Source organism: Stappia albiluteola (assembly GCF_014050225.1).
Taxonomy (GTDB): Bacteria; Pseudomonadota; Alphaproteobacteria; order Rhizobiales; family Stappiaceae; genus Hongsoonwoonella; species Hongsoonwoonella albiluteola.
Genome location: NZ_JACFXV010000043.1, coordinates 1 through 22453, shown reverse-complemented (window position 1 = coordinate 22453; position 22453 = coordinate 1). Strand labels below are relative to the sequence as shown.

Genomic DNA, 22453 nt, shown 5'->3' with positions numbered 1-22453 from the left:
CTTGCCCGTCTGTCCCGTACTGCGTCCGCGTTACAGCGGCACACCGATTTCCTGCGCCAGCGAGCGCAGCGCCTCGCTTGCCGCCGGGTCGTCCCTGAGCGCGGCCGCCGCCCGTTTCACCGAGGCGGCCGTCTTGTCCTTTTCCCCCAGCACCTGATAGGCGCGGATCAGCCGCATCCACTCCTCCGCGCTGCCCCCGTCCCGGGCAAGGCGCTCGTCGAGACGGGCGACCATCTCGCCGATCATCTGTGCGCGCTCTTCATCCGACATCGCGCCCGCAGCCTCGACATCCTCCACGGATGGACCGGGAGCGGACGCGGCCGCCGGCGGCTCTCCGCCGATCTTTTTCAGTTCCGAAAGCGCGACCTCCACCCAGGGTTCGTTACCCTCGGCATCGGCAAGCAGCGCCTGCCAGGCGGCGATCGCCTCCTGCGTCTTGCCTTCCTGCCCAAGGGCAATCGCTAGGAAGAAACGCGGCTTGGCAGCCTTGGGATCGGCCGCCACCGCCTTCTCGAAGGCGACGCGCGCCTCGGCGCTCACCAGTCCCTGGTTGGCTATGGTCAGAGCCTCGCCGAAATCCGTTTCCCGCCGCGCGTCGGAACCAAGCAGCCGGATGGCGCTGCGATAGGCGTTCACCGCGTCCGTTGTCCGGCCAAGCCGCATATAGACCGGCGCCAGAACTTCCCATCCACGGCCGTCCTGCGGATTTTCCGCCAGATGGCGCTCCACCTGCGCGACCAGCAGATTGATATCCGTGTTGGCGTCGGCGGCCGCGATCCGCGCGGCAAGCGGCTGGTCGGGAATGTCTGGCGAACCGAGTTCCAGGTAAAGACCGACGGCCGCCAGGGGCAGCATCGCGATCGCGGCGAGCCTCGCAAACCGCAAGCTTGTCTCGCCTTTCGCCTCGCCGCTCTCCTGAGACGATCCGGCGCGTCCGGCCGCGATCAGCCGCCTTGCGATCTCCGTCCGCGCGCCTTCCGCCTGCTCGGCGTCGATCAGTCCTCGCTCGAGGTCGCGCTCGACCTCGTGAAGCTGCGCCCGGTACACCTCCGCATCGTTGGCGGCGGGCGAAACCGTCTCCTTGCGCGCACGCGCCATCGGCACGAGCACGGAAAGCGCGGCAAGCGCGGTCAGCAGGGCAAAGGCAATCCAGATCATCATGGCCGGCAGAATAGATAGTGCCCGGTCGAAAATCGCAACCTCTTCCGCAACGCGATAAGCCACCTGTGACAGGCGGTCGCGGCTGAAACGGCCCTGATACGGACTTTACCGGAGAAAAACGGCGGTTTGCCGCCCGAGCGGAAGGCCCTCAGCCGCCCCTTGCTACCTTGCTTTTGGGCTTCTGCACGCTTTCCGCGGCCCGCCGGCTGCGGCGTAGCAGGCCGGCATAGTCCTTGCCGAAATAGCCTTCGCACAGTTCGATCGCCACATCCACGGCGGCAAGATGCGCCGGCTTTTCCTCCGCCGTGCATTTCGCGGCATCGGCGAGCAGCTTGCGCGTCATGATTTCCAGCGTCTGCTCCACCGTCTGGCGGGTGCGGGCTGTCACTTCGTTGACGGCGAGGCTTTCGGCCGCCACCCGCATCAGCGCCAGCATGCCCAGCGCGCGCTTGGCTTCCTCAACCGAAATCCTGTCGGTCAGAGGTTTGCCATCGGCATCGACGGCGGGAACCTTGAGGGCGCGGCGCACATGCGACACCGCCGCCTCCAGCTCCGCGCTCACCAGCTCGGAAAACTGCCGCCGCGTTTCGGCAAGGCGCTTGTACCACTTGCCGCCGCAGGAAAAATCGATGTCCCGGTCGATCCCGCGCATCAGGGCGTGATAATGCGACAACGCGGACGTGATATCGCTCTCCGCGTCGGGGCGCTTGCAGGCCACGATATAAAGCCGCTCCGCCTCCGACAGAACCACATCGACGAACGCCGCATAGGGCGAATCGGCGATTTTCTTGGCGTCCTGCGTCCGGGCCAGGTTGCTGGCAAGGGCCGCGACCCCTGCCGGGTTCTCCGCCCGCCCAAGGATTGCTGCGGCGATCAGCGCCGCGTTTTCCGCGTGCCGCCCCGTTGCCGCCTTCACGCGCTGCGCCGCCGGACTGTCGGACTTCAGGTCCCAGTCGCTGAGCTTTTCCGGCAGGCTGTCGAGGAACGGCGTCAGCCAGGCTTCCGCCTCGAACGCATCGACCACGTCGAAAAGATCGAGATAGACGCGCTCGCCGCCCATCACCATCGTCATGCGCTGGCGCAGCTTCTCATCCTGCAGCATGTCATTGATGAACCGCCTCAGATCCGGCGTCACCGCGTCGCGCAGGTGACCAGCGATCGACGCCGCCTCCGCTTCGCTCAGGGCCGGGTCCTGCACCTGCCGCTCGGCGGCTTCGATCAGCTCCGGCACGAAATCGCGTTCGATCATGGTCCAGATGCCGACAAGGCTGGAACGGGTGATACGGCCCTTCTGCTTGTGCGGCAGGGCCTCGTCGATCAGCAGGCATTCGACCGGGCGGAAAAACAGCCGCCGCAGCCACTTGCCGCGCGGCTCGCCGGCAACAGCCTCCTCTTCCCCGCGCAGCAGTTCGATCCCGGCTTCCAGGATCAGCCGCACGATGGGGTCCGTCTCGCCGCGTGCCTTGCTGGCCTCCAGGTTGCGCAGCAGCATATCCACGGCGCGCGGAGACAGCGCCTGCAGATACGCCCTGATCTTCTGAACGAGGATATGCCTTGAAAGCATGCGGAAGTCCGAATGTTCCGTAATCACAAGGCGGTAGTATTGACCAAAACAATTAATCGAATCTTTGGGACGACGGTCGGATCGATCCGTTCGCGGGCAACGCATTACCGCCCCCGCGACAGGCGGCGGCGAAATGCCGGAAGCTTCTGTCGAATCAGACGATCGGACGCCAGGTTCCGTCCTGCTCGCGGCATGCGGAACCGCGCACCTGCTCGCGGGCGCCGCCCGACGTCAGCACGTGCGTATAGTCGCGGCAGATCACGTTGTTGACCTGGTAGATCGGGCCGGCGATGACGCTCCCCGACGAGCCCGAAGACCGGTTCTGCCATTCGATGGAGGTACCGTTCGTCCGCTGGTCGAGCGCCCTGAGCAGCGCCATGGCGGCGGCCTGACGATCCTTGGCGTCGAGCGCGCTTCCCGGCTTCGTTTTCAGCAGGTCGGCCAGCGCGCTATCGGCCTCGCTCTGGCGGATCGAGCTATCGCGAAATGCATTGCCCAGAAAGCCGCCGACCACGACCGGCTCGCCTTCGTTTCCACCCACGCTGGTACCGCCTCCGCAGCCCGCAAGGGCGGCGGCCAGCAGCATGACGGCGGCAATTCCGGTTCGGTTCATTCCACGTCCTTAACAGGCCAGATCCGACGCTCGTCCCGGTAGATCCCATGCAAGATCACAACGACCGCATGCGCCCTGCCCGGAACATTATCATAATAGCGCGATGCGAACTCCGCTTCTCACAGATTTGTGGCTGAACTGCGTCTTGAAACGCACCGGATGCGGTGGAACGCGGATCTTTCCACCGCATTCGCGAAAAGCCCGTTCAGGAGCCTGCCGCCTGCGCGGCCGGCAGCACGAGGCGCGCAAGCAATCCGCCGGCGGGTGCCGGATGAAGCTCCAGCCGGCCGCCGTAAATCGCTGAAATATCGGCAACAATCGACAGGCCGAGGCCGGTGCCCGGCACCGTTTCGTCCAGCCTTCTGCCGCGCTTGACCGCTTCCTTGCGCTCGCCTTCCGTCAGGCCGGGACCGTCGTCGGCGATCTCGATCGCCACCAGGTCGCGGCCGCGATCGCTGCCGGGCATCGGCTGCACGCTCACATCGACGCGGCTTCTGGTCCATTTGCAGGCATTGTCGAGCAGGTTGCCGACCAGTTCCTCCAGATCCTGTTTCTCGCCACGGAACCGGATCCCGTGCGGAACATCGACGGAAAAGGCGATATTCCGGTCCCGATAGATCTTGGCCATCGCCCGTACCAGGCTCGCCACCACCGGCTCCATTTCCGCCGACACGCCGATCACCCGGCGCTGCGCCGCCATGCGCGCGCGTTCCAGGTGATGATCCACCTGCGTTCGCATGACCGCCGCCTGCTCCGCGACCTTGTCGGCCAGCGGCCCGGGCGAGGAGCGGGCCTCGTTGGTGATGACGCTGAGGGGCGTCTTCAGGGCATGCGCCAGATTGCCGACATGGGTGCGTGCCCGCTCCACGATCTCCCTGTTGGAGTGAATGAGATCGTTGAGTTCGACGGCAAGCGGCTGCAATTCGCGCGGCAGGTCTTCCTCCACGCTCTCCGCATCGCCGTTTCGCACCGCCGCCACGGACGCGCGCAGGTCCCGCAGCGGCCGCAGGCCGACCCGCACCTGCAGGAAGATCGCCCCCACGAGACCGAGCCCGAAGATCGTCAGCGTCAGCGCCACCTGGCCGGCGAACGCCGTGATCTGGTCGCGCAGTTCGTCCGTCCCGCCGGCGACGGCGATCCGGTAGATTTCCTCCTGGCCGAAGACGATGCGCCGCTCGGCCACGCGCAGTTCCTCGCCTTCCGGCCCCTCGATCGTACCGTTGAACACCCCCGAGGGCGGAATTTCCGGCAGCGCCAATGCATCGCCCAGAAGCGAGAGGGAGGCGTGCACCACTTCGCCGGTCCGGTCGTCCGCGATCAGCCAGTACCAGCCGGATACAGGCAGTTCGAAGCGCGGCTCGCCGAGGTTTTCGGGTGGGTTGGGCTTGCCGGGCTCGCCGCCGGCCATCGCGCCGATGATCGCCTTCAGATGCAGGTCGAGGCGGTCGTCGAAGCCCCTTTCGCTCGCCTGGCGATAAAGCGCAACGAGGATGAACCCCGCCACCGCCAGCGCCACCACCGACCAGAGCGTGGCTACGGTGATCAGCCTCCCGGCCAGTGACCGCCGGCCCCCGTTCGCATTCACGCTCCGGGCGGAAACGGCTCGGTCGTCGGTCCGCGGTCCGGTATCCGCCTCAGTCTGCGCCATCGCCGCCGATCCGGTAGCCGAGGCCGCGTACCGTCTCGATATGATCGCCGCCGAGTTTCTTTCGCAGACGGCCCACGAACACTTCGATCGTGTTGGAATCGCGGTCGAAATCCTGGTCGTAGAGATGCTCGATCAGTTCGGTGCGCGAGACGATCCGCCCCTTCTGGTGCATGAGATAGGCAAGCAGCCGGTATTCGTGCGAGGTCAGCTTCACCGCCGCCCCGTCCAGCGTCACTTTGCCGGCCTTGATATCGAGCCGCAGCGGCCCGACCGAAATCTCGTTGGAGGCGTGACCAGCCGCGCGGCGCACCAGCGCCCGCAACCGCGCGATCACCTCTTCCATGTGGAAAGGCTTGGCGACGTAGTCGTCGGCGCCGGCGTCGATCCCGGCCACCTTGTCGCTCCAGCGGTCGCGGGCGGTGAGGATCAGCACCGGCATCGTCTTGCCGTCGCGCCGCCACCGCTCCAGCACGCTCAATCCGTCGAGAACCGGCAGGCCGAGATCCAGCACCACCGCGTCATAGGGTTCCGTATCGCCGAGGAAATGCCCTTCCTCGCCGTCGCTGGCACTGTCCACGACATAGCCTGCATCCGTCAGCGCCTCGCGGAGCTGCCGGTTCAGATCCTGATCGTCCTCGACGACGAGTATTCGCATTCCTGACGCTCGCCTCTTTCCCTGGCCGATTCGGCGTTATTTCAAGACCTTGCCACTGCGCGCGTCCAGCACCCGCTGGACGACCCGCCCGCCGGAAAGCACCGAAAGCACATAAACCAGCCTGCCGCCCTGTTCGCAAAGGTCGGCGCGCACGATTTCGCCGCCCGCCGCTCCCGCCATGGAGCCGAGCGGGCGCGCCTGCCCGCTTGAAACGGCCTGCCGGGCCTCCGCCTGGCTCAGGCACGCGGCGGCGGCCCCTCCGGCCAGCGGCACGCAGAGGCTCACGGTAAGCAGGAAGAAGGCGGCAAGACGACGAGGTTTGAACATGGCGCGATCCTGCAACATCGCTCGTGAATAGCATATGAACGGATTGTTTGGACAAAGGCGGCAGGCTTTGGCCCGCGTGCGGGAGGTTTTTATGGATGCCCGGGTCAAGCCCGCCCCCTCCCGATTTGGATTGAGCTTGGCGGAGGGCAGAGCGGATGTCGCGTGCGCTTCACCTCTCCCTGGAGGGAGAGGTCGGCGCGTCAGCGCCGGGTGAGGGGAACGCGAAGCAACTGAATTTCAGCGGGCTTTGAATACGCCCTCACCCTAGCCCTCTCCCCCAGGGAGAGGGGATTGCGCCGTCACCCCGGCCCGCGTACGCCGAGGCGCATCCCGAGAGTCGGAGTCCAGAACTCATCGCGGGCGAAGCCCGCAACCTTCTCTCATCCTTCCCACCTCACACCCGGATCTCCGCTTCCGCCACCTGTCCCCTCCCGACTGCCCGCGAGAGCTGCGCGAGCCGCAGGCGGAACACATCCTGCACGCCGCCGAAAGCCGCCAGTTCCTCAGCAACCGAAAGCACCGCCTGCGGCGCATCGCTCGCCAGCGTCGCCGCCACCGTCCCGTCTTCGGCCAGCAGGTCCAGTTCATAGGCCTCCGCCTCCTCGCCAAGCGGCACGTCGAGGCCGATCCAGCCGTCGCCGTCCCGGCGGGTGCGCCGAACCCAGGAGAAACGCACCGATCCGTCCGCGAGCCTGCGGCCGCGCGGATGCACCGGGCTCAGGGGCGATAGGCCGCGTCCCGACGCCGCATGGCTCGCGACCACCGCCGACGGATCGTCGAGCGCCCGCCCCTCCGCCAGGAATCGATAGGTCAGATCGAGGCCGATCCTGTCGCCGGCAAGCGGCAGCGGCGTCACCGCGTCGTTCAGCAGCACGAAGCGCGCTCCCGCCGCGTGGCCGGAAGCCGCCGCCGCCTCCGTGCCGAGCTGGCCGCGCAGCAGGCCTCCCAGCCGGTAGCGGCCTGGTCCGACAAGTTCGGCCGTTCGGAACTGGAGGATTTCCAGCCCGCCGCCGTCGCTCACGATCGCGGCGGAATTCGCCCCGCCCAGCACGTCCTGCCGTGTGCGGCTTGCCAGCACGCCGCCGAAAAGCTCCACCTCGACAGTGCTCGCATTGTCGAAACGCCACACGGGACCGGCCGCGAGCGGCGTCACCGTCAGTCCCATCGTCGCCGGGCTCTCCACCGTCGCGATGGCCGAGAGCGCGCCGCTTTCCGTCTGCCGGAAGACCCCGAGCGCACCCGGCCAGGGGGCGGCATATGCGGCAACCCTCGGCGATCCGGCATCCGTGTCTCCCGGCAGCGCCGGCAGGTCGAGAAGCACGATTTCCGGCGGACCGCTCCTCGTCGTGATCGATCGCGGCTTTCCGCCCTCGCCCCGTTCCTCGCGGGTAACGACCGGCGGGCGCGCGGCCACCCGTGCTGAAACCAGCCGCACGGGGCCGTCCTCGATTTCCTCGATCCGCACGATCTTCGAAGCGGAAAGGCCGCTTCCCGCCACCGCCCCGATTTCCACGACATCGCCGGGCTCCAGATCCAGCCGGTGCGGCGACAGGGCGAAGCGGCAGGTTTCCCGCTCCGCCCACAGGCGGATCAGGGCCTTGTCGGCCGCCCGTCCAAGCACTTCCGGACCGGCCACCGCGCCAAGGTCGAAATCGCTGATGCCGAGTGCGGCCCCTTCCAGCCGTCTCGACGCCGCCACATGGCGGCGGTGTTCGCGCTGCGGGTCCCGCCCGGCGATCCGGATTTCCGCCGGCAGGTCGCTGTCCTGGTTGCGGTGGCGGCTCACCAGCGCCTCGCCCGCGCCCGGCTCCGCCAGATCGCCCGCGCCGAGCGTTGCGACCGGCGGTCGCCATGCTGGAAGAAGCGCGATATCGCTGCCCCGGTCGGCCGCCGCCAATCCGAAAGAGGCGATCAGGGGTTCGATCGCCTGCCTCAGCGAGATCGGGCCGGACAGGGCAATTCCTTCCAGGACCACCGCCGGTGCCACCTCTGCCAGCAGGCCGGCATCGAGGCCGAGATCGCCGGCAAGCGCCTTCGCGAAGGCATCCAGCGTCACCCCGCCCAGCCGTCCGTTCAGCCAGTGCCCGCCGCGCCAGTTTGCCCCGTCGGACCAGATGTCGCCACGCGCCGGAAAATCCGGATAGGGCCGCACGTCGAAAGCCCAGAGATATGTGCCGGCCGGGTCGACCATCGGCCCGCCATAAACGGGCGACACCGGATTGGTGCCCGTCGGCGCGCCTTCGCCGTCCCAATAGCCGAGGACCGCCTCCAGCGCCCGGCGTTGCAGCAGGTCGTCGCGGCCGCCGTTGGAAAAATACGGCAGCGCGCTTTCCGACGATTTCGGATCGGGAAAGACGTTCGGCTGGTTCGCACCCTTGTCGACCGCGGGGAAACCCAGTTCGGTGAACCACACCGGCTTCATCCCGGCCTGCCAGGGCGTCGGTGCCGTCCGTTCCACGCCGCCATCGCGCTCGTGGTGAGGGTTTGCCCACCAGCCGGCAATGTCCTTGGCGCGATAGACGAAGGGCTTGCCGTAGGCGCCGTCGCTGATCGGGCTGCGCAGGCCCGCCCGTCGATCCGCGTTTGATGCATAGAACCAGTCGAAATATTCCCCGCCCGCGATCTGCGACCGCAGTGCCGGGATATCGTAGGGGTCGGAATTGCCGTCCGGATCGCCATCGTCGCGCTGGTCGGCAATCGGCAGGTAATTGTCGATGCCCACCATGTCGATCACCTCGTCGGCCCACAGGGGATCGAGCGGGAAGCGCAGGCTCCCGGGCTCCGGCTGATGGCTGCCGTATTCCGACCAGTCGGCGGCATAGGTGATCTTCGTCCCCGCCCCGACCACCTGCCGCACCTCTCCTGCCAGAGCCTTGAGCGCCGTCACGAAGGGATAGGCGCCCTCATCGTCATGGAGCTGCGTCAGGCCGCGCATCTCCGACCCGATCAGGAAGGCGTCCACGCCACCCGCCACCTCCGCAAGATGGGCATGGTGCAGGATGAAGCGACGGTAGGACCATTCCACCGGACCCGAATAGGAGACGGTTTCGGCGTGCCGCGTGAAATGCTGCCGCGTCGCAAGTCCCGTAAACGCCGCGATTTCGGTACCGGCCGCCGCCTCGCCGACGCTGCCCGTGATCCGCCCGCGCCAGGGAAAGGCCGGCTGCTCGGTGCCGCCATAAGGATCCGTCAGGCCGTTTTGCGGCGGGATATCCATCAGCAGGAAGGGATAGAGCGCGACCTTGAGCCCGCGCGCCTTCAGCTCGCGGATCGCCGCGACCACCGAGGCGTCGGACGGCGTGCCGCCATAGGCCGGGCGGCCGTCCACCGGGCTCACCACTTCGGCCTGCGGCCGCGACAGCCCGTTGACCGACCATGTCGCTCCGCGCGTCGCGCGGTTCTGCCCCTCGGTCTTCGGGCGAATGGTGCAGGTCCCGCAATTGAGATCGTCGCCGAACCAGGCCACCGCCAGCGCCACGCTTTCCAGGTTCGGGCAGATCGCCGTCAACTCGTCGAGCGCGGCGACGAAATTGCTCGGCGCCTGCAGCACATGGCGGTTTTCCGTCGCCGCCGCGCCCGGCCCCAGCATGCGCGTCACCTCGCTCGGATGATAGACGAACTCGCCGGCTGCCGGGATCAGCGTCACGGCCCGCACCTTTTCTTCAAGGTCGCCGACCGCCCGGATCACCTCGAAGGCAAGCTGCGGCAAGCGGTTGCCGAAATCCTCCAGCGGCAGGCGTTCGAACACTACATAAGCGATGCCGCGATAGGCCGGCGTTTCGCCCTGCCTTGCCGCGATCAGCGGGTCGGGTAGCTGATCCGCCTCGCCGCGATGGACGCGCATCGTCACCGTCGCAAGGTCGAGCGGCTTGCCATCCGCCCAGACCCGTCCGACATGGTGGATCGGCCCCTGGCACAGCGCGACGGCGAAATTGGCGAAGTAGCGATAGGTGCGAACGGTCGCGCTCTTGCGCCCGCCGCCCTTGCCGCCCTGCCGTTCCTCGGTCACCTCTTCCTCGAAGCGCGTCGCCCAGATCACCTGGCCGGAGAGGCGCACCCGGCCATAGGCGAGCGGTATGGCCGTGCCTTCGGTCGAGGACTGTACATTGAGATCGGCAAGCCGGCCCCCTTCCACCGTTCTGCCGCTCCCGCCGCCGAACAGCGCCTGATCCACATAGGACCCGGCTATGGCGCCCACGGTCTGCCCGATCGCCGCGCCGATAGGACCGCCGATGGCCGCGCCGATCGCCTGCCCGGCAGCCGTCAGGACAAGTGTCGCCATCAGTTCGCTCCCGGAAATTCGAACGCATGGGCGATCCGCCGCCGCCAGCCGCTCACCAGCGGGCTTTCGACGACCGCAACACCCTCATAGGCGTGGATGATGGTCTGCCGCGTCGCGAGGATCGCCGCGTGCTTGGCCGGCGCGCCGTCGCGCCAGCGGAAGAGCAGGATATCGCCGGGCCACGCCTGCGCTGCCGGTACTTCCCGGCAATGCCGCCTTGCACCCGCGAGCATGGTTTCCGCCGTGCCCGTCTCCGCCCAATCGGGGCTGTAGGGCGACACGTCCTCCGGCTCCGCGCCGTAGATCTCGCGCCACAGCCCCCGGATCAGGCCCAGGCAGTCGGCGCCTGCCCCCTTCAGGCTTGCCTGGTGGCGATAGGGCGTGCCGATCCAGCCGCGCGCCAGGCGCACGATCTCCGGTCTCTCGATCATCGTTTCGTCCTTCGGAGAATCAGCCGATCAGCGGCCCGCCGTCATTCTCCGCCGCCCCGCGCGAGGGATAGGAGAAGACGAAATCGGCCCCCGGCATATGCGGAAAGCCCTGGAAGTTCAGGCTGTTGGCGAATTTTTGGCTGCAGGTGGAAAAGCGCTTGTCGCAGCCGGCCCGCACCCTCGCCTGCGTCCCGGGCGCGGGCGCCTCGCTGAGCGGCAGGAACAGGTCGATCACCGCCTCGCCCGCCTCGATCCGGTGACCGGCGATCTCGACGCTATGTCCGCCATCCGGTCCGTCGAGAACCGTCAACCTGCCGCCGGAGAACCATCCGGCCGCGAAGCTTTCCAGCCCGCTCACGCGCAATCTTTGCGCCGTGCCCCCCTCCACCACGCAGAGCGACGAGTAGGCGGGATCCTCGATATCCACCCGGCAACGCCCGTCGCCGAGATCGGCGTCGCAGCGGCTGGAAAACACCCGTCCCCGCTGCTGGTTCAGCCTGTGGGCAAGCGAGCGCAACTCGGCGCGAAAGGCATTGCCCTCCCGCGTCACCTCGCCGACCTCGGCGCACCGGACGAGCACGTTCAACGACGGCTCGCGCCAGTCGACCCGAAACACCTCCACCAGCGCGCCATCGAAGCGACCCATTGCCAGATCATCCTCGCCGAGGCTCTCGGAGGCAAGGAAACCGGTCACTTCCGCCGTGCCCGGCGATAGTCCGGGACCGCTGGTCGCCGCGCCCGTCTCCAGCCCCTGCCCCGGTTCGTGCGGGACGCCGTTCAGCAGGATCGGCCGGTCGTGATCGGTGAAGCCGAGCACCAGGCCGTCGCGCCGCGTCACCGTCCAGCAATGGGCCAGCGTCGTCGTTTCCTGCGCCAGCCGGCTGGCGAATTCGGACGGAAGCTCTTTCATGGCAATACCTCCTGCATGAACGGAAGGATCTCGATCAGCGGCACGCTCGGCAGCCGGCCCGCCTCGAAATGCGTCAGGCTCATGTCCAGACGGTCCGTGTCGAAACGCACCGGCACGTCGAACCGGAAGCCTGCCGTCACGCTCGCGCCTGCGGGCGGCGCAACGGCGAGCGTCACGCGGCCCGTCGCCGCGTCGAGAACGAAGCCCGCGCCTTCCGCCAGCTCGACACCGGCCACCGCCAGCCGCACGCTGCTGGCCACCGGCTTGGCAATGTCCCGTCGATAGGCGGCCGCGCCGGTTCCGTAGGTCTTGGCGAGCTGAAATGTCGCACCCGCCCCGTCGCCGGTGCCGATCTCGCAATCGAACGGGCTCGTCGCGGTTCCCGTCGGGGCGGAGGCGCTGTCGAAGGGGTCGCGGAAGCGGAAGCCGTTCAGCCTGCCCTGCGCCCGTTCGAAAAACGCGGCAACCGCCTGCAAATCTGCCAGCGAGCGGATTCCCGTGCCCGCGTCGTAGCGCCGGCGCGAATGCGCCCAGCGCGCGTTCCGCTTCTCGTGGCCGGAGGCCAGCGTCACCACATCCGTGCGCCGCTCCGGTCCGCCGCTCGCGCCGAAACCCACATCGACCGGAAAACGTTCCTCAAGAAAGCCCGGCATCCATCACACCTCATTTCGCTTTTGATCTTGCTCAAGGAAGGCCGGGGCGAATTTCGCGAATGTCGCTACCAATGGAACCCAGTGAACCGGAGTCGGATCGCAAGATGAGTCACGTGCCCCACGAGCTGCATGAAGAATTCCCCGAGGCCCAGGCAGTCCTTCACGAACTGAAGCTCTCCAACGCCCATTTCTCGCGGCTCGCGGACGAATATCACCAGGTCAACCGCCAGATTCACCGCATCGAGACAGAGGTCGAGCCCGCATCCGACGAGGCGCTCGAAACCTTCAAGAAGCAGCGGTTGCACCTGAAAGACCAGATCGCGGCGATCATCGCCGGATCGGAACGCGCCGGCGCCTGAGCCCCTCCTCTTCAGGCCCGACGTCAGAGCCCGCGCCGTCCCCGTCCGACGGCGCGGGCAACCATTGTCGCGATCTGCGCCCTCGAGCGCGAAAAGCCTTCCACATCCGGCGTCTGGATATTGAAGACGACGGTCATTCCACCGCCTTCCCCGCCCGCTGCCGCAATCCCCAGCCTGCCGTCGCTACCGCGTGACAGCGGCAACACGGCCTCCGCCTCGGCCTCTCCCGCAAGCCCGATCCCGCCGCCTCCAAGCGGAAAGAAGGTCGGCGAGGCGATCACGCCCCCCTTGGCGAAGGGCTTGGGCGTGGGTATGGGCGGTGGCGAGCTTGGGCCGAAACTTGCGGTCACGGCCTTCACGGACCCGGAAATCAGCGTATTCAGCCCCTTTTCCAGTGGCTCCAGGGTCTTGTTCAGGATGTCGGAGGACAGCTTCAGCGCGATCGAGCGAAACACCGCGTCCAGCCGCTGGCCGTTCTTGACGGCTTCCCGCAATCCGGTTGTCAGCGAGCGCGAAATGGAATCGGCGCTGATTTTCGCCAGGTCGAGGCCGCGGGTAAAATCCTCCAGCGCCTGTTGCGGAAAGCTTGGTGCATCTTCTGTTTCGGGCATTATTAATTGGCTCCGTCGGGAAAGCGGGCGATGAGCGCTTCAAGCTCCCCCCGCCCGATTGCAGGCTGTCGCTCGGGCTCGCCCAGCAAGCAGGCGATCTCGCGCGGCGTGGCGGCCCAGAAGTCCCTCGGCCTCCAGCCGTACCGGCCAAGACAGAGCGCCATCAGTTCCCGCCATGGAAACGGCCGGATCTCGTCCGCCGTTCCTCCGCCAGCCGCGCCGTTCAAGGGTTTTCGGGCTCGGCCTCCCCGCCGAACGTCACCTGCAGCAGGTCGGCGGCAATCGCCGCCATGCCCGCCGCGCCGCCGGCAGCCGTCATCGCCGCCACGTGGTCGTCGTCGACCGCGTTGCCGGCTCCTCTCAGCCCCGCGCCGATAATGCGGATGAGATCGCGCGCCGAAAGCCGGCCGGTCGAGAACCGTTCCGTCAGTTCCGCCAGATTGCCGGCCTGATAGGCCGCCTCCAGTTCCGCCAGCGCGCCCAGCGTCAGCACCAGCGTCCAGCGCCGGCCGTCCAGCATCGCGTCGATCTCGCCTCTCAGCCTGTTCGCCATGGCTCAGGTCTCCGTGAAGCTCAGCGCGCCGGCCGATTCCAGCGCGATCTCATAGGTCATTTCGCCGTTATGCTCGCCGGCGTAGTCCAGGCCGGTGATCTGGAACGGACCTTCGACCACGCCGAAATCGGGCAGCACGATCCGCCAGTCGCGGATCAGCCCGTCGAAGAAGATCGCCCGCACGGCCGCGTCCGAGGCTCCGTCGCGAAAGATGCCGCTGCCGGATATCGCCGCCGCCCGCGTGCCGGCCCCGGCCAGCAGCTCGCGCCATTGCCCCGCGCTCTCGGCGTCGGTCACGTCGACGGAGGCCGCGTTGAAGGCGATCCGCCGCGCCCTCAGCCCCGCAACGGTTATGAAGCTGCCCGTCCCGTCCGTATCGCATTTCAGCAGCAGATCCCTGCCCTTCTGCACCGCCATTTGCCGTTCCTTTCCCTGTCACGCCGGCTCGCAGACCGCGCGCAGCCGAAGCGTGCCGCGCCAGGTTCGTCCGTCGTTGAGCCGCTCCGTTGCCGCCGATGTCACCGTCAGGTTGGCGAGCCGGTAGCCCCCGAGATCGGGGTCGAGCACCGCCAGTCCCTCCCGGATCGCGTCAAGCGCTCCGGCCGTCTCGCCACGCGTTGCGGCTCTGGAAAGCACCGCGATCGTCAGCCGCAACTCCTCCGCATCGCCCGCATCCGCATCGAGCGGCGCCGCCGTCACTTCGGCGAGAAAGGCGAAGGGAAACGACTGGCGCTGCGGCGCGCCGTCGAAGACGCGTTCCCCGCCGAGCGCCGCCGCAAAGCCCGCATCCCCCTTCAAGCGCGTGAGGATGGCGGCGCGCAGCGCGATTTCCGCGCTCATTCCTCATCCTCCTTCAGCAGGAGTTCCGTCTCGCCGCGCCTTTGTCCGCGTCCCGCCGACACCACCGTGAAGGCGGATTGCCCGTCCACGAGCCGCCAGCCCGCCGCGACCGCCGGCCCCGCCCGCATCCTCGCGCGATGGGTGACGCGGGAAGAAAGCCGCTCGCCCGTCACCCTTTCGGAAAAGCCTGGCTGCGCGAGCGCGACCCAGACCGTGCCTTCTGGATGGAAGACGAGGCTCGCCTCGCCGTCGCCGGCTTCCACCCGTTCGGGGCGTTCCAGCCGCATCGCACGATCGAAATGCGCCGCCCCTCTCATAGGCGCGGCGCCCGGTAGCCGGCCGTCAGCGCATCGAATCCGAAGGGGATGCCCGCCGTCGCAAGCTCGCTGCCGGCCTCGCGGAACTCGTACCACTGGCCGACGAGGAGCAGGATCGCCTGCACAAGCGCCGCCGGCACGCTGCCGGCCTCGTCGCCGTAGCCGGCGATGAAGTCGATCTCGACGCCGTTTGCGGCGGCCGGCGCGCCCGCATGCACCCTGACGCGGGCGGGGCTCGACGCTCCGTCCAGCGTATAGGCGCCGGGATCCAGCGCGACCGGCATGCCGTCGGCGTCATAGACGGTGACCGCGTCGATGCGCTGCACCGGGCTGACGGGCAGGCGGATGATCCGCCCCGGCGGCCAGGCGTCGAGATAGAGCCGCCAGCCCTGGGTGATCAGCGCGCGCCGCGTCGCCTGTTCCACATGGGCACGCGCCGCTTCGATCAGCCTGGAAATCAGCGCGTCCTCGTCCGTGTGCGTGACCCTCAGGTGCAGGCGCGCGTCGGCGATCGTCACCGGCTCGATCGCCGGCGGCGTCGTGATGATCGATGTCATGATGTCTCCGGAAGGTTGGGAGGTGGAAATGAGGACGCGGCTAGCGCACGAGCGATATCCGGATCCCGCATCGCGTTCGGACTTCGTCCTCATTGGTGCGAGATGACGGCTGAGGGTTGGGCCAGTGCTTACCGCGAACGCAGGTGTCATCCCCGGCTCGACCGGGGATCCAGTAAACACATGCGCCTGCGGCTAAACCTCAAGCATCGGCGGATACTGGATGCCCACCTTCGTGGGCATGACAGCCTGCTGAGCAGCCCTTACTCCACCCTCCGCCGTCATCCCGCCTTGGCCATGCGCGACAGCGCATGGCGAGAGCCGGGACCCGGAAATCAGTGCGGGCGCAAGCCCGCGCCTTACGCCCTGAAGTTCAGCAGCTTGATCGCGTCGAAATCCTGCACGCCGCCGCCCACGCGCTTCGTGGTGTAGAACAGCACGTAGGGCTTGGCCGAATAGGGGTCGCGCAGGATGCGCACGCCGGTGCGGTCGACGACCAGGTAGCCGCGTCGGAAGTCGCCGAAGGCGATCGCCGCCGCGCCGTCGGCGATGTCGGGCATGTCCTCGGCTTCCGTCACCGGAAAACTCATCAGCGTTGCCGGGGCGTTGGCCGTTGCCGGCGGCTGCCAGATATAGTTGCCGTCGCCGTCCTTCAGCTTGCGCACGGCCGCCTGCGTGCGGCGGTTCATGACGAAGCGGCCGTTCTGCCGGTAGCCGCTCTTCAGCGCATAGACGAGGTCGATCAGCCTGTCCGCCGGGTCGGTTGCCGGAAAGGCGCCCGCCGCTCCGCTCGCCACCTCGCCGATATTCCCCCAGCTCCACATCGCCTCGTCGACGCGCGGATAGTCGAGGAAACCGCGCGGCTTGTTGACGCCGTCGCCGTTGATGAAGGCAGCACCTTCCTGCTCGGCGAAGGCCGTCTCCACCTCCTCGGCGATCCACTGGTCGACGTCGACGGCGGCATCGTCAAGCAGCGTCGCGGTTGCCGCCGGCATGGCGTAGAGCTCCATGGTCGGGAAGGCGAGTTCGGCCAGCGTCGGCCCGTTTGTCTGCGGCCGCGCCGCCGTTTCGCCCACCCAGCCCGTCTGCGGCCCGGAGATCGAGAAGGGCTTCTTGAAGACGCTGGCCGACACCTGCCTCAGGCCGGCGATCGCGCGGATCGGCGAGACGCTGGCAAGCCTGGTCAGGATCGCCGTCTCCGTCTCTTCCGGAACCAGATAGCCGCCATCGGCGTCGGAGCCGACCGAAAGCGCCTTCTGTTCCAGTCCCTTCAGCCCGTCCTCGCCGCCGCCGCGCACATAGGCGTCGAAGGCGGCCTTGTGCTCCAGCGACACTCCCCGCAAGCGCAGCTCGTCCCTCTCCTCGCGCATCGGCCGCCGGCCCTTCAGCATCAGGTCGTCGAGCTGGCGCTTCTGCCGGTCGAGCGCGGCGTCGATACGGGCCAGTTTCTCGCCCGTTACCACGTCGTCGGAGGCGCGCGTCTCGATGTCGGCCAGCCGCTCGTCATTGGCCTCGCAATAGACCTGGAAGGTGCGCTGCAGGTCTTCCACCGCCCGCTTCAACTCGCCCTCGGCCGCCTTCGTCTCGGTTCCGCCGGCCATTGCCCGTTCAAGATCGATCATGTGTCGCAATACTCCAGTGTAAGAGAGGCCCGGCAGATGGCGCGGGCTGCGGGTGAAAATTCCGCTTCCGCCGCAAGCTCGGCGGAGCGGGTGTCGAGCCTGGCGAAGCTCTGCTGGGGAAAGGTCACCAGCGAGATTTCCCAAAGATCGATGTCGTAGAGGCGGCGCGTGCCGGATCTCGGATCTCGCAGCGCGTTGCGGGCGCGAAAGCCGATCGAAAGCCCGTCCACCGCGCCGGCCCGGATCAGCAGCCGCGCCTCGTCGGCCAGCGGCAGTCCGGCGATCAGCGACCCGCGAACGAAAAGCCCGCGCTCATCCTCGCGCATCTCCTCCCACACGCCGATCGGCCGCGCCGGATCGTGCTGCCACAGGAAGCGGATGCCGGAAGCGCTGCGCTGGCGCAGGCTGCGGCGGAAGGCGCCCGCCATCACCGTGTCGCCGCCCTCGTCGGCGATGCCGAACAGGCTTGCATAGCCCTTGATGCGGAAGGCGGGCGCCGGGATGCGGCCGCTCACGCCAGAGCCTGCCGGCGCAACAGCCGCGCCACGCTCAACGCAAACCTTGCGAAGACCGCGCGATGTCCCTCATGGGCGCGACCTGCCTCCGCCCTGCCACGATGCGACATGGTTCTCTCCTTTCGTTGATTGTCGGACTGTTGCCCCGTGCCCGGTCATCCCGGACAAGCGAGGCGAAGCCGAGCGCCGATCCGGGATCCGGAAATCGGCGCGGGCGCAAGCCCGCACCCTCCAATCTCACCCCTCGCCGTCGAGCGCGGAGAACAGCCGGTTGAGCCGTGCGATCGCCTGGACGAAATCGTTGAAGCGGCGGTTCGAGGCCGAAATCTCCCGAAGCAGCATCAAGGACAGCGCGGATGCCGAGCTTGCCCACAGGAACAGCACCAGGTGGGCGAGATCGCCCTTCTCGGCGATGAGGCGCGTCACCTCCTCCATCACGCGCCGCCTTCCTCGACGCCGTAGCCGACGGCGACGCGCTTCTCGTCGCGGCTGAGGAAGCTTGCCGCCTCCACCCGCCGCCACAGCGCCTCGCGCTCCACCGACAGCGCCTCCACCCGGTCTGGATCGGGCGCAAGCCGCAGCCCCTCGCCGAAGGCGGGCGAAAGCCATCGCCCGACGGCATCCAGTGCGCGGGTTGCCAGCGGCAGCACGCTTTGGCGCCAGAAGGCACGGTTCGCCTCCTGGTAGTTGGCGAAAGTGTTGTCGCCCGGTATGCCCAGCAGCATCGGCGGCACGCCGAAGGCGAGCGCGATTTCCCGCGCCGCCTGGTTCTTCGCCTCGATGAAATCCATGTCCTTGGGCGCAAGACCCATCGGCTTCCAGTCGAGTCCGCCTTCCAGCAGCAACGGCCGCCCGGCATTGCGCGCGCCCTGGTAGCCCGCTTCCAGCTCCGTCTTCAGCCGCTCGAACTGGTCGTCCGACAGGTTCGCCGCCTCGCCCGCGCCATAGACCAGCGCGCCGGAGGGCCGCGCCGCATTGTCGAGCAGCGCCTTGTTCCAGTTGCTCGCCGCATTGTGGATGTCGAGGCTCATCTGCGCCGCCTCGATCGGCGCGAAGCCGTAATGGTCGTTGAGCGGATGGAAGATTTTCAGGTGCAGCACCGGCAGGCCGCCGCCTGCCTCCCGACTGAACCGCACCGTGCGCCCCGAGACCGTGTAGTCATAGGCCTCCGGCCAGCCGTCCGCGCCCGGCACGATCCGCACCCGGTCCGGCCGCAGCGCATGCAGTTCCCGCACCCGCCCCTCCAGGTTCACCCGCTCCAGATAAGCGTTTCCCGCCACCAGCAGATGCCCGTACACCTCCTCCATCAGGCCCGCGCCCGTCGCCGCCGGATTGGGCCGGGCAAGAAGCTCCAGCAGCGGATGGCGGTCGAGTTCCCGCTCGCCGTCATAGAGCACCATCGGCACGCTGGCCGCCGCTTCGGCGATCAAACGCACCGAGCGGTGAACCACCGGGTTGCGGGCATAGCCCTCGCGGGCAAGCGCTGCATAGTCGCGCGGCGTCCACACTGCCCGCCCCGCGCCCTGCAGGGCCACCAGCGGCCCGGCCTTCGAGGCTTTGATGTCGTCGGGCCGAGCCGAAACAGATTCAAACAGTCGTCTCAAGATCATGATTTTTCTCGCAAATTCGCGCCGTTCTGAAAAACGGATTCAAGCCGTTGAGAAATCGATTCAACCTTCAGAGCTGCCGCAGCCTCGGCTTGGCGCCTGTCGCCAGCATCAGTTCGCTCAAGCCGTGCACCAGCGCGTCCAGCCGGTCGGGTGAGCGGCCGGAGGAAAGGCCCTTGCGGCCGAAATCCGCCATCTCGTCCTCCAGTTCCGGCAGGGTTCCCACATGCCGCACCCGGCCCTGCTCGTAGAGCAGCGCCACCGGCTCGGCGCGCAGCCACTTGCCGCGCGTCGCCCGGATCGCCTTAACCGGCACGCCGGCATCGATGCCGCCGATGATCGCCGACACCATCTCGCCGCCCTGGTTGACCTCGGCGACCAGGCCGTCGGCCTCGAAGCGGCGATAGGCTGCGATCGCCGCCGCGCCCCAGTCGGCGGGCCGCGCCTGCGTCACGCTTTCGTCTGCCAGCACATAGGCCGTGCCATCGGCTGCCAGTCCGGCCACCACGATGCCGCAGGCGTCGGACCGCTTGCCCGAGGAGGCGGGCGGATCGACGGCGACCACGATGCGCTGCAGGTCCGGCGCACACGCCACCCGCATCCGTTCGATCGCGCCGCGCTGCCAGAGCGCGTCGGGCCGGTCGTCGATCAGCTCGCCTTCCAGTTCCTGCCGTCCGAGCCTGGTGCCCGCATAGGCCTTGCGCATGGCTTTCAGGAAATCCGGCGCCAGATTGGCCGCGTTGGCGGAGGTTGCCGCCCGCGTCACCGCCGTTTCCGGGTCGCCCAGCAGCCGCTTGACCAGCGGCACCGGCCTTGGCGTCGTCGTCACCAGCTGGCGCGGGCGCTCGCCGAGCCTGAGCGCGAATTGCAGCATGTCGAAGCAGTCTTCCGCGTAGCGCCACTTGGCCAGTTCGTCGCACCAGGCCGCGTCGAATTGCGGCCCGCGCAGCGCCTCCGGATCCTCCGACGAAAACGCCATCGCCACCGCGCCGTTCGGCCATTCCAGCCGGCGGCGCGACGGCTGCCATTCCGGCCGGTTGATCCGGCCATGCACGCTCAGGATGCCGGAAATCCCCTCCACCATCACCTCGCGCACATCGGCCAGCGTTTCTCCGACCAGGGCGATGCGCCCCGCCGGCTCTGCCGTCGCCCAGCCCGCGCCTTCGGCCAGCGCGCGCACCCATTCCGCGCCGGCGCGCGTCTTGCCCGCGCCGCGCCCGCCGACCAGCATCCATACCCGCCAGTCGCCGCCGGGCGGCAGTTGATGGTCATGCGCCCAGATCGGCCAGTCCGTCTTCAGAAAGGCCAGTTCCGCAGCCGTCAGGCCCGCCAGGAATTTCGCCAGCGTCCCCGCCCTCGCCGAGGCGGCCAAGCCGTTCCTGAAGCTCCTGGCGCAGGTCATCGGCGGTCCTCGCTTCCTCGTCTGTTCCTTGCGGCTGCGCCTTCCTGAGCTCGATCAGCATGTCGAGCGTTCGGGCAAGGCTTGCCAGCGTCCTGGCCGTCTTCTCCGCCTCCGCCGCCGCATCGGCCTGCGGCCCGTCCGCCGCCCCCTCGTACGGGTCGGCAAGAAGCCGCCGCTCAAGCCGCAGGATCTCCGTCTCGAACGCGCGGTAGAGGCGGCTCACCATTCTTGCGACGCCGTTTGGTTCGCCCGCGTCGAGCAGCGACTGCGTCGCCTTGCGGGATACCCAGCCGCCCTGCTGCACCCGCCTGCGCACCGTGCCTCGGCTGACGCCCAGCCGCGCCCCGATATCCGTCAGGGGCAGTCCCTCGATCTCGTAGAGCGCCCGCGCCATTGCCCAGTCGTCGGGGCCGGGCGGTGTACGTTCGTCGGATTTCGGGTTGTCGACACTTGCGGCCTTGCCATCCCCCAGTTGCTGCGCCATGGCCTCCGGCACGGCTTCGCCTGCCCCCGGCAGCGCGCCGCCGTGGATTGCGTCCCTCTCTTCGATTGTCATGATTGTCCCCAGCCCTCCAGCGCGGCCGTGCAGCTCAGCGCACCGCCGCCCTGCTCCAGGTTGTCGTCTCCGCGAAGGCGGAGACCCAGTAAGCGGCTGATTTTACGTTTGGATCTTCAGTTCTGACCGCTACAGGACGCCCATTTTCGCGGACGTGGCAAAGTACTGAGCAGTCCTTGCCCCACACTCGGCTGTCATCCCCGCGCAGGCGGGGAGGTGGGTTCACGTTTGAAGTGCAACACGGTTGAGGAGTTCCGAGAAGACCTCATTCGGCGTCCTGAAGGCAAGGCATTTGCGCGGGGTATTGTTGTAGTGCTCGACCAACTGTCGGATTTGGCCTTGATCGATGGTTGCCAGATCCGACTTGCGCGGCAAGATCTTGCGCATGCGGCCGATGGCATTCTCGATGCCACCCTTCTGCCAGGGGGCGTGCGGATCGCAGAAGAAGGTGGCGAGGCCGAGCCTGTCCGTGAGTTCGAAATGCAAGGCGAATTCCGTGCCATTGTCGAAGGTGAGCGACCGGCGCAACAGGCGGGGCAGCGGACCGAAGCGCTGAACCAGGGCCTGGACGACGGCGCGCGCGGTCTTTCGCGACAGCCGATCGATGGTGAGGATGCGCGAGCTGCGCTCATGGGTGACCAGCACATACTGGCCATAGCGGGAAAAGGCCATGAGGTCGGCCTCCCAGTGGCCCGGCGTGGCCCTGTCGTCGGCCTCGGCGGGACGTTGGGCCAGCGGGCGGCGCAGCTTGATGAAGCTGACGGACGAGCCGCCGCGCAGGCCCAGGCGGCCCCTGCGGTTCTTGGCGCGCGGCAGTAGGCGGTGCCAGTAATCCTTTTGCGCCGAGCGGTGATAAACGAAGCGGTAGATGGACTCATGGCTGATGAGCGTGCCACCGTGCTCGCGCGCCAGCCGGCCGGCGATCTGTTCGGGTGACTGTCCCATCGCAAGGCGTTGCCTGACCATGTCGCGCAGCGCCGGCTGGCGTGCCAGCTTGTAGCGGGCATCCCAGCGCCGGCGCCGGAGGGCCAGTCCGTGCGCCCGTTCCCCGTCATAGCTGCCGCACCACTGCTTGGTCGGCCTGGCATTGCGCCGCAACTCGCGGCTGATCGTGGCAGCCGAACGACCCAGTTGCCGTCCGATCCAGCGCAGCGAGCGCCCTTCCCGGTGCCACAGCTCTATCTTTACCCGCTCCCGCAGGCTCAACTGATCGTAACTTTGTCCCATCGCGGCAACACCTTAGCAGGTGTTGCACTTGTTTCGTGAATTCAGC

25 protein-coding genes are annotated in these 22453 nt (G+C 67.8%); 1 reads left to right on the top strand and 24 read right to left on the bottom strand.

Annotated elements, in window-relative coordinates; all coding sequences use genetic code 11:
- Positions 1-30 precede the first annotated feature (30 nt).
- The 10 genes from ccmI to H2509_RS04435 all read right to left on the bottom strand — a co-directional run bounded on the left by ccmI (position 31) and on the right by H2509_RS04435 (position 12244).
- Positions 31-1224, bottom strand: a complete 1194-nt coding sequence (gene ccmI / locus H2509_RS04480) for a c-type cytochrome biogenesis protein CcmI (protein ID WP_209001797.1) — start codon at positions 1222-1224, stop codon at positions 31-33.
- Positions 1225-1309: 85 nt separating this feature from the next.
- Positions 1310-2725 carry a hypothetical protein gene (locus H2509_RS04475; RefSeq protein ID WP_182162734.1) on the bottom strand — a complete coding sequence of 472 codons (1416 nt, stop codon included), beginning with the start codon at positions 2723-2725 and terminating at the stop codon, positions 1310-1312.
- Between the two features lie 154 nt (positions 2726-2879).
- Positions 2880-3338 (bottom strand): RT0821/Lpp0805 family surface protein, encoded by a 459-nt coding sequence (locus tag H2509_RS04470; RefSeq protein WP_182162732.1) that lies wholly within the window; start codon positions 3336-3338, stop codon positions 2880-2882.
- 205 nt (positions 3339-3543) lie between these two features.
- A complete protein-coding gene (locus tag H2509_RS04465; RefSeq protein ID WP_182162730.1) occupies positions 3544-4986 on the bottom strand; it encodes an ATP-binding protein in 1443 nt (480 codons plus the stop codon).
- Entirely contained in the window at positions 4973-5641 is a 669-nt protein-coding gene (locus H2509_RS04460) for a response regulator transcription factor (RefSeq protein ID WP_182162728.1), read from the bottom strand. Before H2509_RS04460 ends, H2509_RS04465 begins: the two co-directional genes overlap by 14 nt.
- Before the next feature lie 36 nt (positions 5642-5677).
- A complete protein-coding gene (locus tag H2509_RS04455) occupies positions 5678-5968 on the bottom strand; it encodes a PepSY domain-containing protein (RefSeq protein ID WP_209001796.1) in 291 nt (96 codons plus the stop codon).
- Positions 5969-6362: 394 nt separating this feature from the next.
- A complete protein-coding gene (locus H2509_RS04450; protein ID WP_182162726.1) occupies positions 6363-10250 on the bottom strand; it encodes a baseplate multidomain protein megatron in 3888 nt (1295 codons plus the stop codon).
- Complete coding sequence (locus tag H2509_RS04445; protein ID WP_182162724.1) at positions 10250-10681, bottom strand: NlpC/P60 family protein; 432 nt, start codon at positions 10679-10681, stop codon at positions 10250-10252. The genes H2509_RS04450 and H2509_RS04445 overlap by 1 nt, the downstream gene beginning before the upstream one ends.
- 19 nt (positions 10682-10700) lie before the next feature.
- On the bottom strand, positions 10701-11591 hold the full coding sequence (locus H2509_RS04440) for a DUF2163 domain-containing protein (protein WP_182162721.1): 891 nt from the start codon (positions 11589-11591) through the stop codon (positions 10701-10703).
- Positions 11588-12244 (bottom strand): DUF2460 domain-containing protein, encoded by a 657-nt coding sequence (locus tag H2509_RS04435; RefSeq protein ID WP_182162719.1) that lies wholly within the window; start codon positions 12242-12244, stop codon positions 11588-11590. Before H2509_RS04435 ends, H2509_RS04440 begins: the two co-directional genes overlap by 4 nt.
- 104 nt (positions 12245-12348) lie before the next feature.
- Between H2509_RS04435 and H2509_RS04430 the strand changes: the two genes are divergently transcribed.
- The gene (locus H2509_RS04430; RefSeq protein ID WP_182162717.1) at positions 12349-12603 is read left to right on the top strand and encodes a YdcH family protein; all 255 of its coding nucleotides are present in this window, start codon (positions 12349-12351) and stop codon (positions 12601-12603) included.
- A gap of 23 nt (positions 12604-12626) precedes the next feature.
- Here H2509_RS04430 and H2509_RS04425 read toward each other — a convergent pair whose 3' ends face one another.
- The 14 genes from H2509_RS04425 to H2509_RS04365 all read right to left on the bottom strand — a co-directional run bounded on the left by H2509_RS04425 (position 12627) and on the right by H2509_RS04365 (position 22407).
- Complete coding sequence (locus H2509_RS04425) at positions 12627-13214, bottom strand: phage tail tape measure protein (protein WP_182162715.1); 588 nt, start codon at positions 13212-13214, stop codon at positions 12627-12629.
- 2 nt (positions 13215-13216) lie between these two features.
- The gene (locus tag H2509_RS04420; protein WP_235974688.1) at positions 13217-13441 is read right to left on the bottom strand and encodes a phage tail assembly chaperone; all 225 of its coding nucleotides are present in this window, start codon (positions 13439-13441) and stop codon (positions 13217-13219) included.
- Positions 13438-13767, bottom strand: coding sequence for a gene transfer agent family protein (locus H2509_RS04415; RefSeq protein ID WP_182162713.1), 330 nt, complete (start codon positions 13765-13767; stop codon positions 13438-13440). Before H2509_RS04415 ends, H2509_RS04420 begins: the two co-directional genes overlap by 4 nt.
- A 3-nt stretch (positions 13768-13770) precedes the next feature.
- The gene (locus H2509_RS04410) at positions 13771-14184 is read right to left on the bottom strand and encodes a phage major tail protein, TP901-1 family (RefSeq protein ID WP_182162711.1); all 414 of its coding nucleotides are present in this window, start codon (positions 14182-14184) and stop codon (positions 13771-13773) included.
- A gap of 18 nt (positions 14185-14202) precedes the next feature.
- Entirely contained in the window at positions 14203-14607 is a 405-nt protein-coding gene (locus tag H2509_RS04405; protein ID WP_182162709.1) for a DUF3168 domain-containing protein, read from the bottom strand.
- Positions 14604-14924 (bottom strand): head-tail adaptor protein, encoded by a 321-nt coding sequence (locus H2509_RS04400; RefSeq protein ID WP_456243047.1) that lies wholly within the window; start codon positions 14922-14924, stop codon positions 14604-14606. The genes H2509_RS04405 and H2509_RS04400 overlap by 4 nt, the downstream gene beginning before the upstream one ends.
- The gene (locus tag H2509_RS04395) at positions 14921-15481 is read right to left on the bottom strand and encodes a head-tail connector protein (RefSeq protein ID WP_182162705.1); all 561 of its coding nucleotides are present in this window, start codon (positions 15479-15481) and stop codon (positions 14921-14923) included. Before H2509_RS04395 ends, H2509_RS04400 begins: the two co-directional genes overlap by 4 nt.
- Before the next feature lie 356 nt (positions 15482-15837).
- Positions 15838-17100 carry a phage major capsid protein gene (locus H2509_RS04390; protein WP_235974686.1) on the bottom strand — a complete coding sequence of 421 codons (1263 nt, stop codon included), beginning with the start codon at positions 17098-17100 and terminating at the stop codon, positions 15838-15840.
- Positions 17097-17615: an HK97 family phage prohead protease gene (locus tag H2509_RS04385; RefSeq protein WP_182162703.1), complete on the bottom strand. Its 519-nt coding sequence runs from the start codon at positions 17613-17615 to the stop codon at positions 17097-17099. Before H2509_RS04385 ends, H2509_RS04390 begins: the two co-directional genes overlap by 4 nt.
- Positions 17616-17852: 237 nt before the next feature.
- On the bottom strand, positions 17853-18050 hold the full coding sequence (locus H2509_RS04380) for a hypothetical protein (RefSeq protein WP_182162701.1): 198 nt from the start codon (positions 18048-18050) through the stop codon (positions 17853-17855).
- On the bottom strand, positions 18050-19225 hold the full coding sequence (locus tag H2509_RS04375; protein ID WP_182162699.1) for a phage portal protein: 1176 nt from the start codon (positions 19223-19225) through the stop codon (positions 18050-18052). Before H2509_RS04375 ends, H2509_RS04380 begins: the two co-directional genes overlap by 1 nt.
- Positions 19226-19292: 67 nt before the next feature.
- Positions 19293-20546 (bottom strand): DNA-packaging protein, encoded by a 1254-nt coding sequence (locus H2509_RS04370; RefSeq protein WP_235974726.1) that lies wholly within the window; start codon positions 20544-20546, stop codon positions 19293-19295.
- The gene (locus H2509_RS20925; RefSeq protein WP_235974684.1) at positions 20491-21180 is read right to left on the bottom strand and encodes a sigma factor-like helix-turn-helix DNA-binding protein; all 690 of its coding nucleotides are present in this window, start codon (positions 21178-21180) and stop codon (positions 20491-20493) included. Before H2509_RS20925 ends, H2509_RS04370 begins: the two co-directional genes overlap by 56 nt.
- Before the next feature lie 222 nt (positions 21181-21402).
- A complete protein-coding gene (locus H2509_RS04365; RefSeq protein WP_182162602.1) occupies positions 21403-22407 on the bottom strand; it encodes an IS30 family transposase in 1005 nt (334 codons plus the stop codon).
- Between the last annotated feature and the right edge of the window lie 46 nt (positions 22408-22453).

Coding starts and splice junctions, on each gene's coding strand:
- H2509_RS04405 (WP_182162709.1), bottom strand. CDS start 14,607: ATGAGCGCGGAAATCGCGCTGCGCGCCGCCATCCTCACGCGCTTGAAG.
- H2509_RS20925 (WP_235974684.1), bottom strand. CDS start 21,180: ATGACAATCGAAGAGAGGGACGCAATCCACGGCGGCGCGCTGCCGGGG.
- H2509_RS04365 (WP_182162602.1), bottom strand. CDS start 22,407: ATGGGACAAAGTTACGATCAGTTGAGCCTGCGGGAGCGGGTAAAGATA.
- H2509_RS04460 (WP_182162728.1), bottom strand. CDS start 5,641: ATGCGAATACTCGTCGTCGAGGACGATCAGGATCTGAACCGGCAGCTC.
- H2509_RS04455 (WP_209001796.1), bottom strand. CDS start 5,968: ATGTTCAAACCTCGTCGTCTTGCCGCCTTCTTCCTGCTTACCGTGAGC.
- H2509_RS04425 (WP_182162715.1), bottom strand. CDS start 13,214: ATGCCCGAAACAGAAGATGCACCAAGCTTTCCGCAACAGGCGCTGGAG.
- H2509_RS04475 (WP_182162734.1), bottom strand. CDS start 2,725: ATGCTTTCAAGGCATATCCTCGTTCAGAAGATCAGGGCGTATCTGCAG.
- H2509_RS04430 (WP_182162717.1), top strand. CDS start 12,349: ATGAGTCACGTGCCCCACGAGCTGCATGAAGAATTCCCCGAGGCCCAG.
- H2509_RS04395 (WP_182162705.1), bottom strand. CDS start 15,481: ATGACATCGATCATCACGACGCCGCCGGCGATCGAGCCGGTGACGATC.
- H2509_RS04415 (WP_182162713.1), bottom strand. CDS start 13,767: ATGGCGAACAGGCTGAGAGGCGAGATCGACGCGATGCTGGACGGCCGG.
- H2509_RS04465 (WP_182162730.1), bottom strand. CDS start 4,986: ATGGCGCAGACTGAGGCGGATACCGGACCGCGGACCGACGACCGAGCC.
- H2509_RS04390 (WP_235974686.1), bottom strand. CDS start 17,100: ATGATCGATCTTGAACGGGCAATGGCCGGCGGAACCGAGACGAAGGCG.
- H2509_RS04450 (WP_182162726.1), bottom strand. CDS start 10,250: ATGGCGACACTTGTCCTGACGGCTGCCGGGCAGGCGATCGGCGCGGCC.
- H2509_RS04400 (WP_456243047.1), bottom strand. CDS start 14,924: ATGAGAGGGGCGGCGCATTTCGATCGTGCGATGCGGCTGGAACGCCCC.
- H2509_RS04410 (WP_182162711.1), bottom strand. CDS start 14,184: ATGGCGGTGCAGAAGGGCAGGGATCTGCTGCTGAAATGCGATACGGAC.
- H2509_RS04375 (WP_182162699.1), bottom strand. CDS start 19,225: ATGATCTTGAGACGACTGTTTGAATCTGTTTCGGCTCGGCCCGACGAC.
- H2509_RS04440 (WP_182162721.1), bottom strand. CDS start 11,591: ATGAAAGAGCTTCCGTCCGAATTCGCCAGCCGGCTGGCGCAGGAAACG.
- H2509_RS04445 (WP_182162724.1), bottom strand. CDS start 10,681: ATGATCGAGAGACCGGAGATCGTGCGCCTGGCGCGCGGCTGGATCGGC.
- H2509_RS04380 (WP_182162701.1), bottom strand. CDS start 18,050: ATGGAGGAGGTGACGCGCCTCATCGCCGAGAAGGGCGATCTCGCCCAC.
- H2509_RS04470 (WP_182162732.1), bottom strand. CDS start 3,338: ATGAACCGAACCGGAATTGCCGCCGTCATGCTGCTGGCCGCCGCCCTT.
- H2509_RS04435 (WP_182162719.1), bottom strand. CDS start 12,244: ATGCCGGGCTTTCTTGAGGAACGTTTTCCGGTCGATGTGGGTTTCGGC.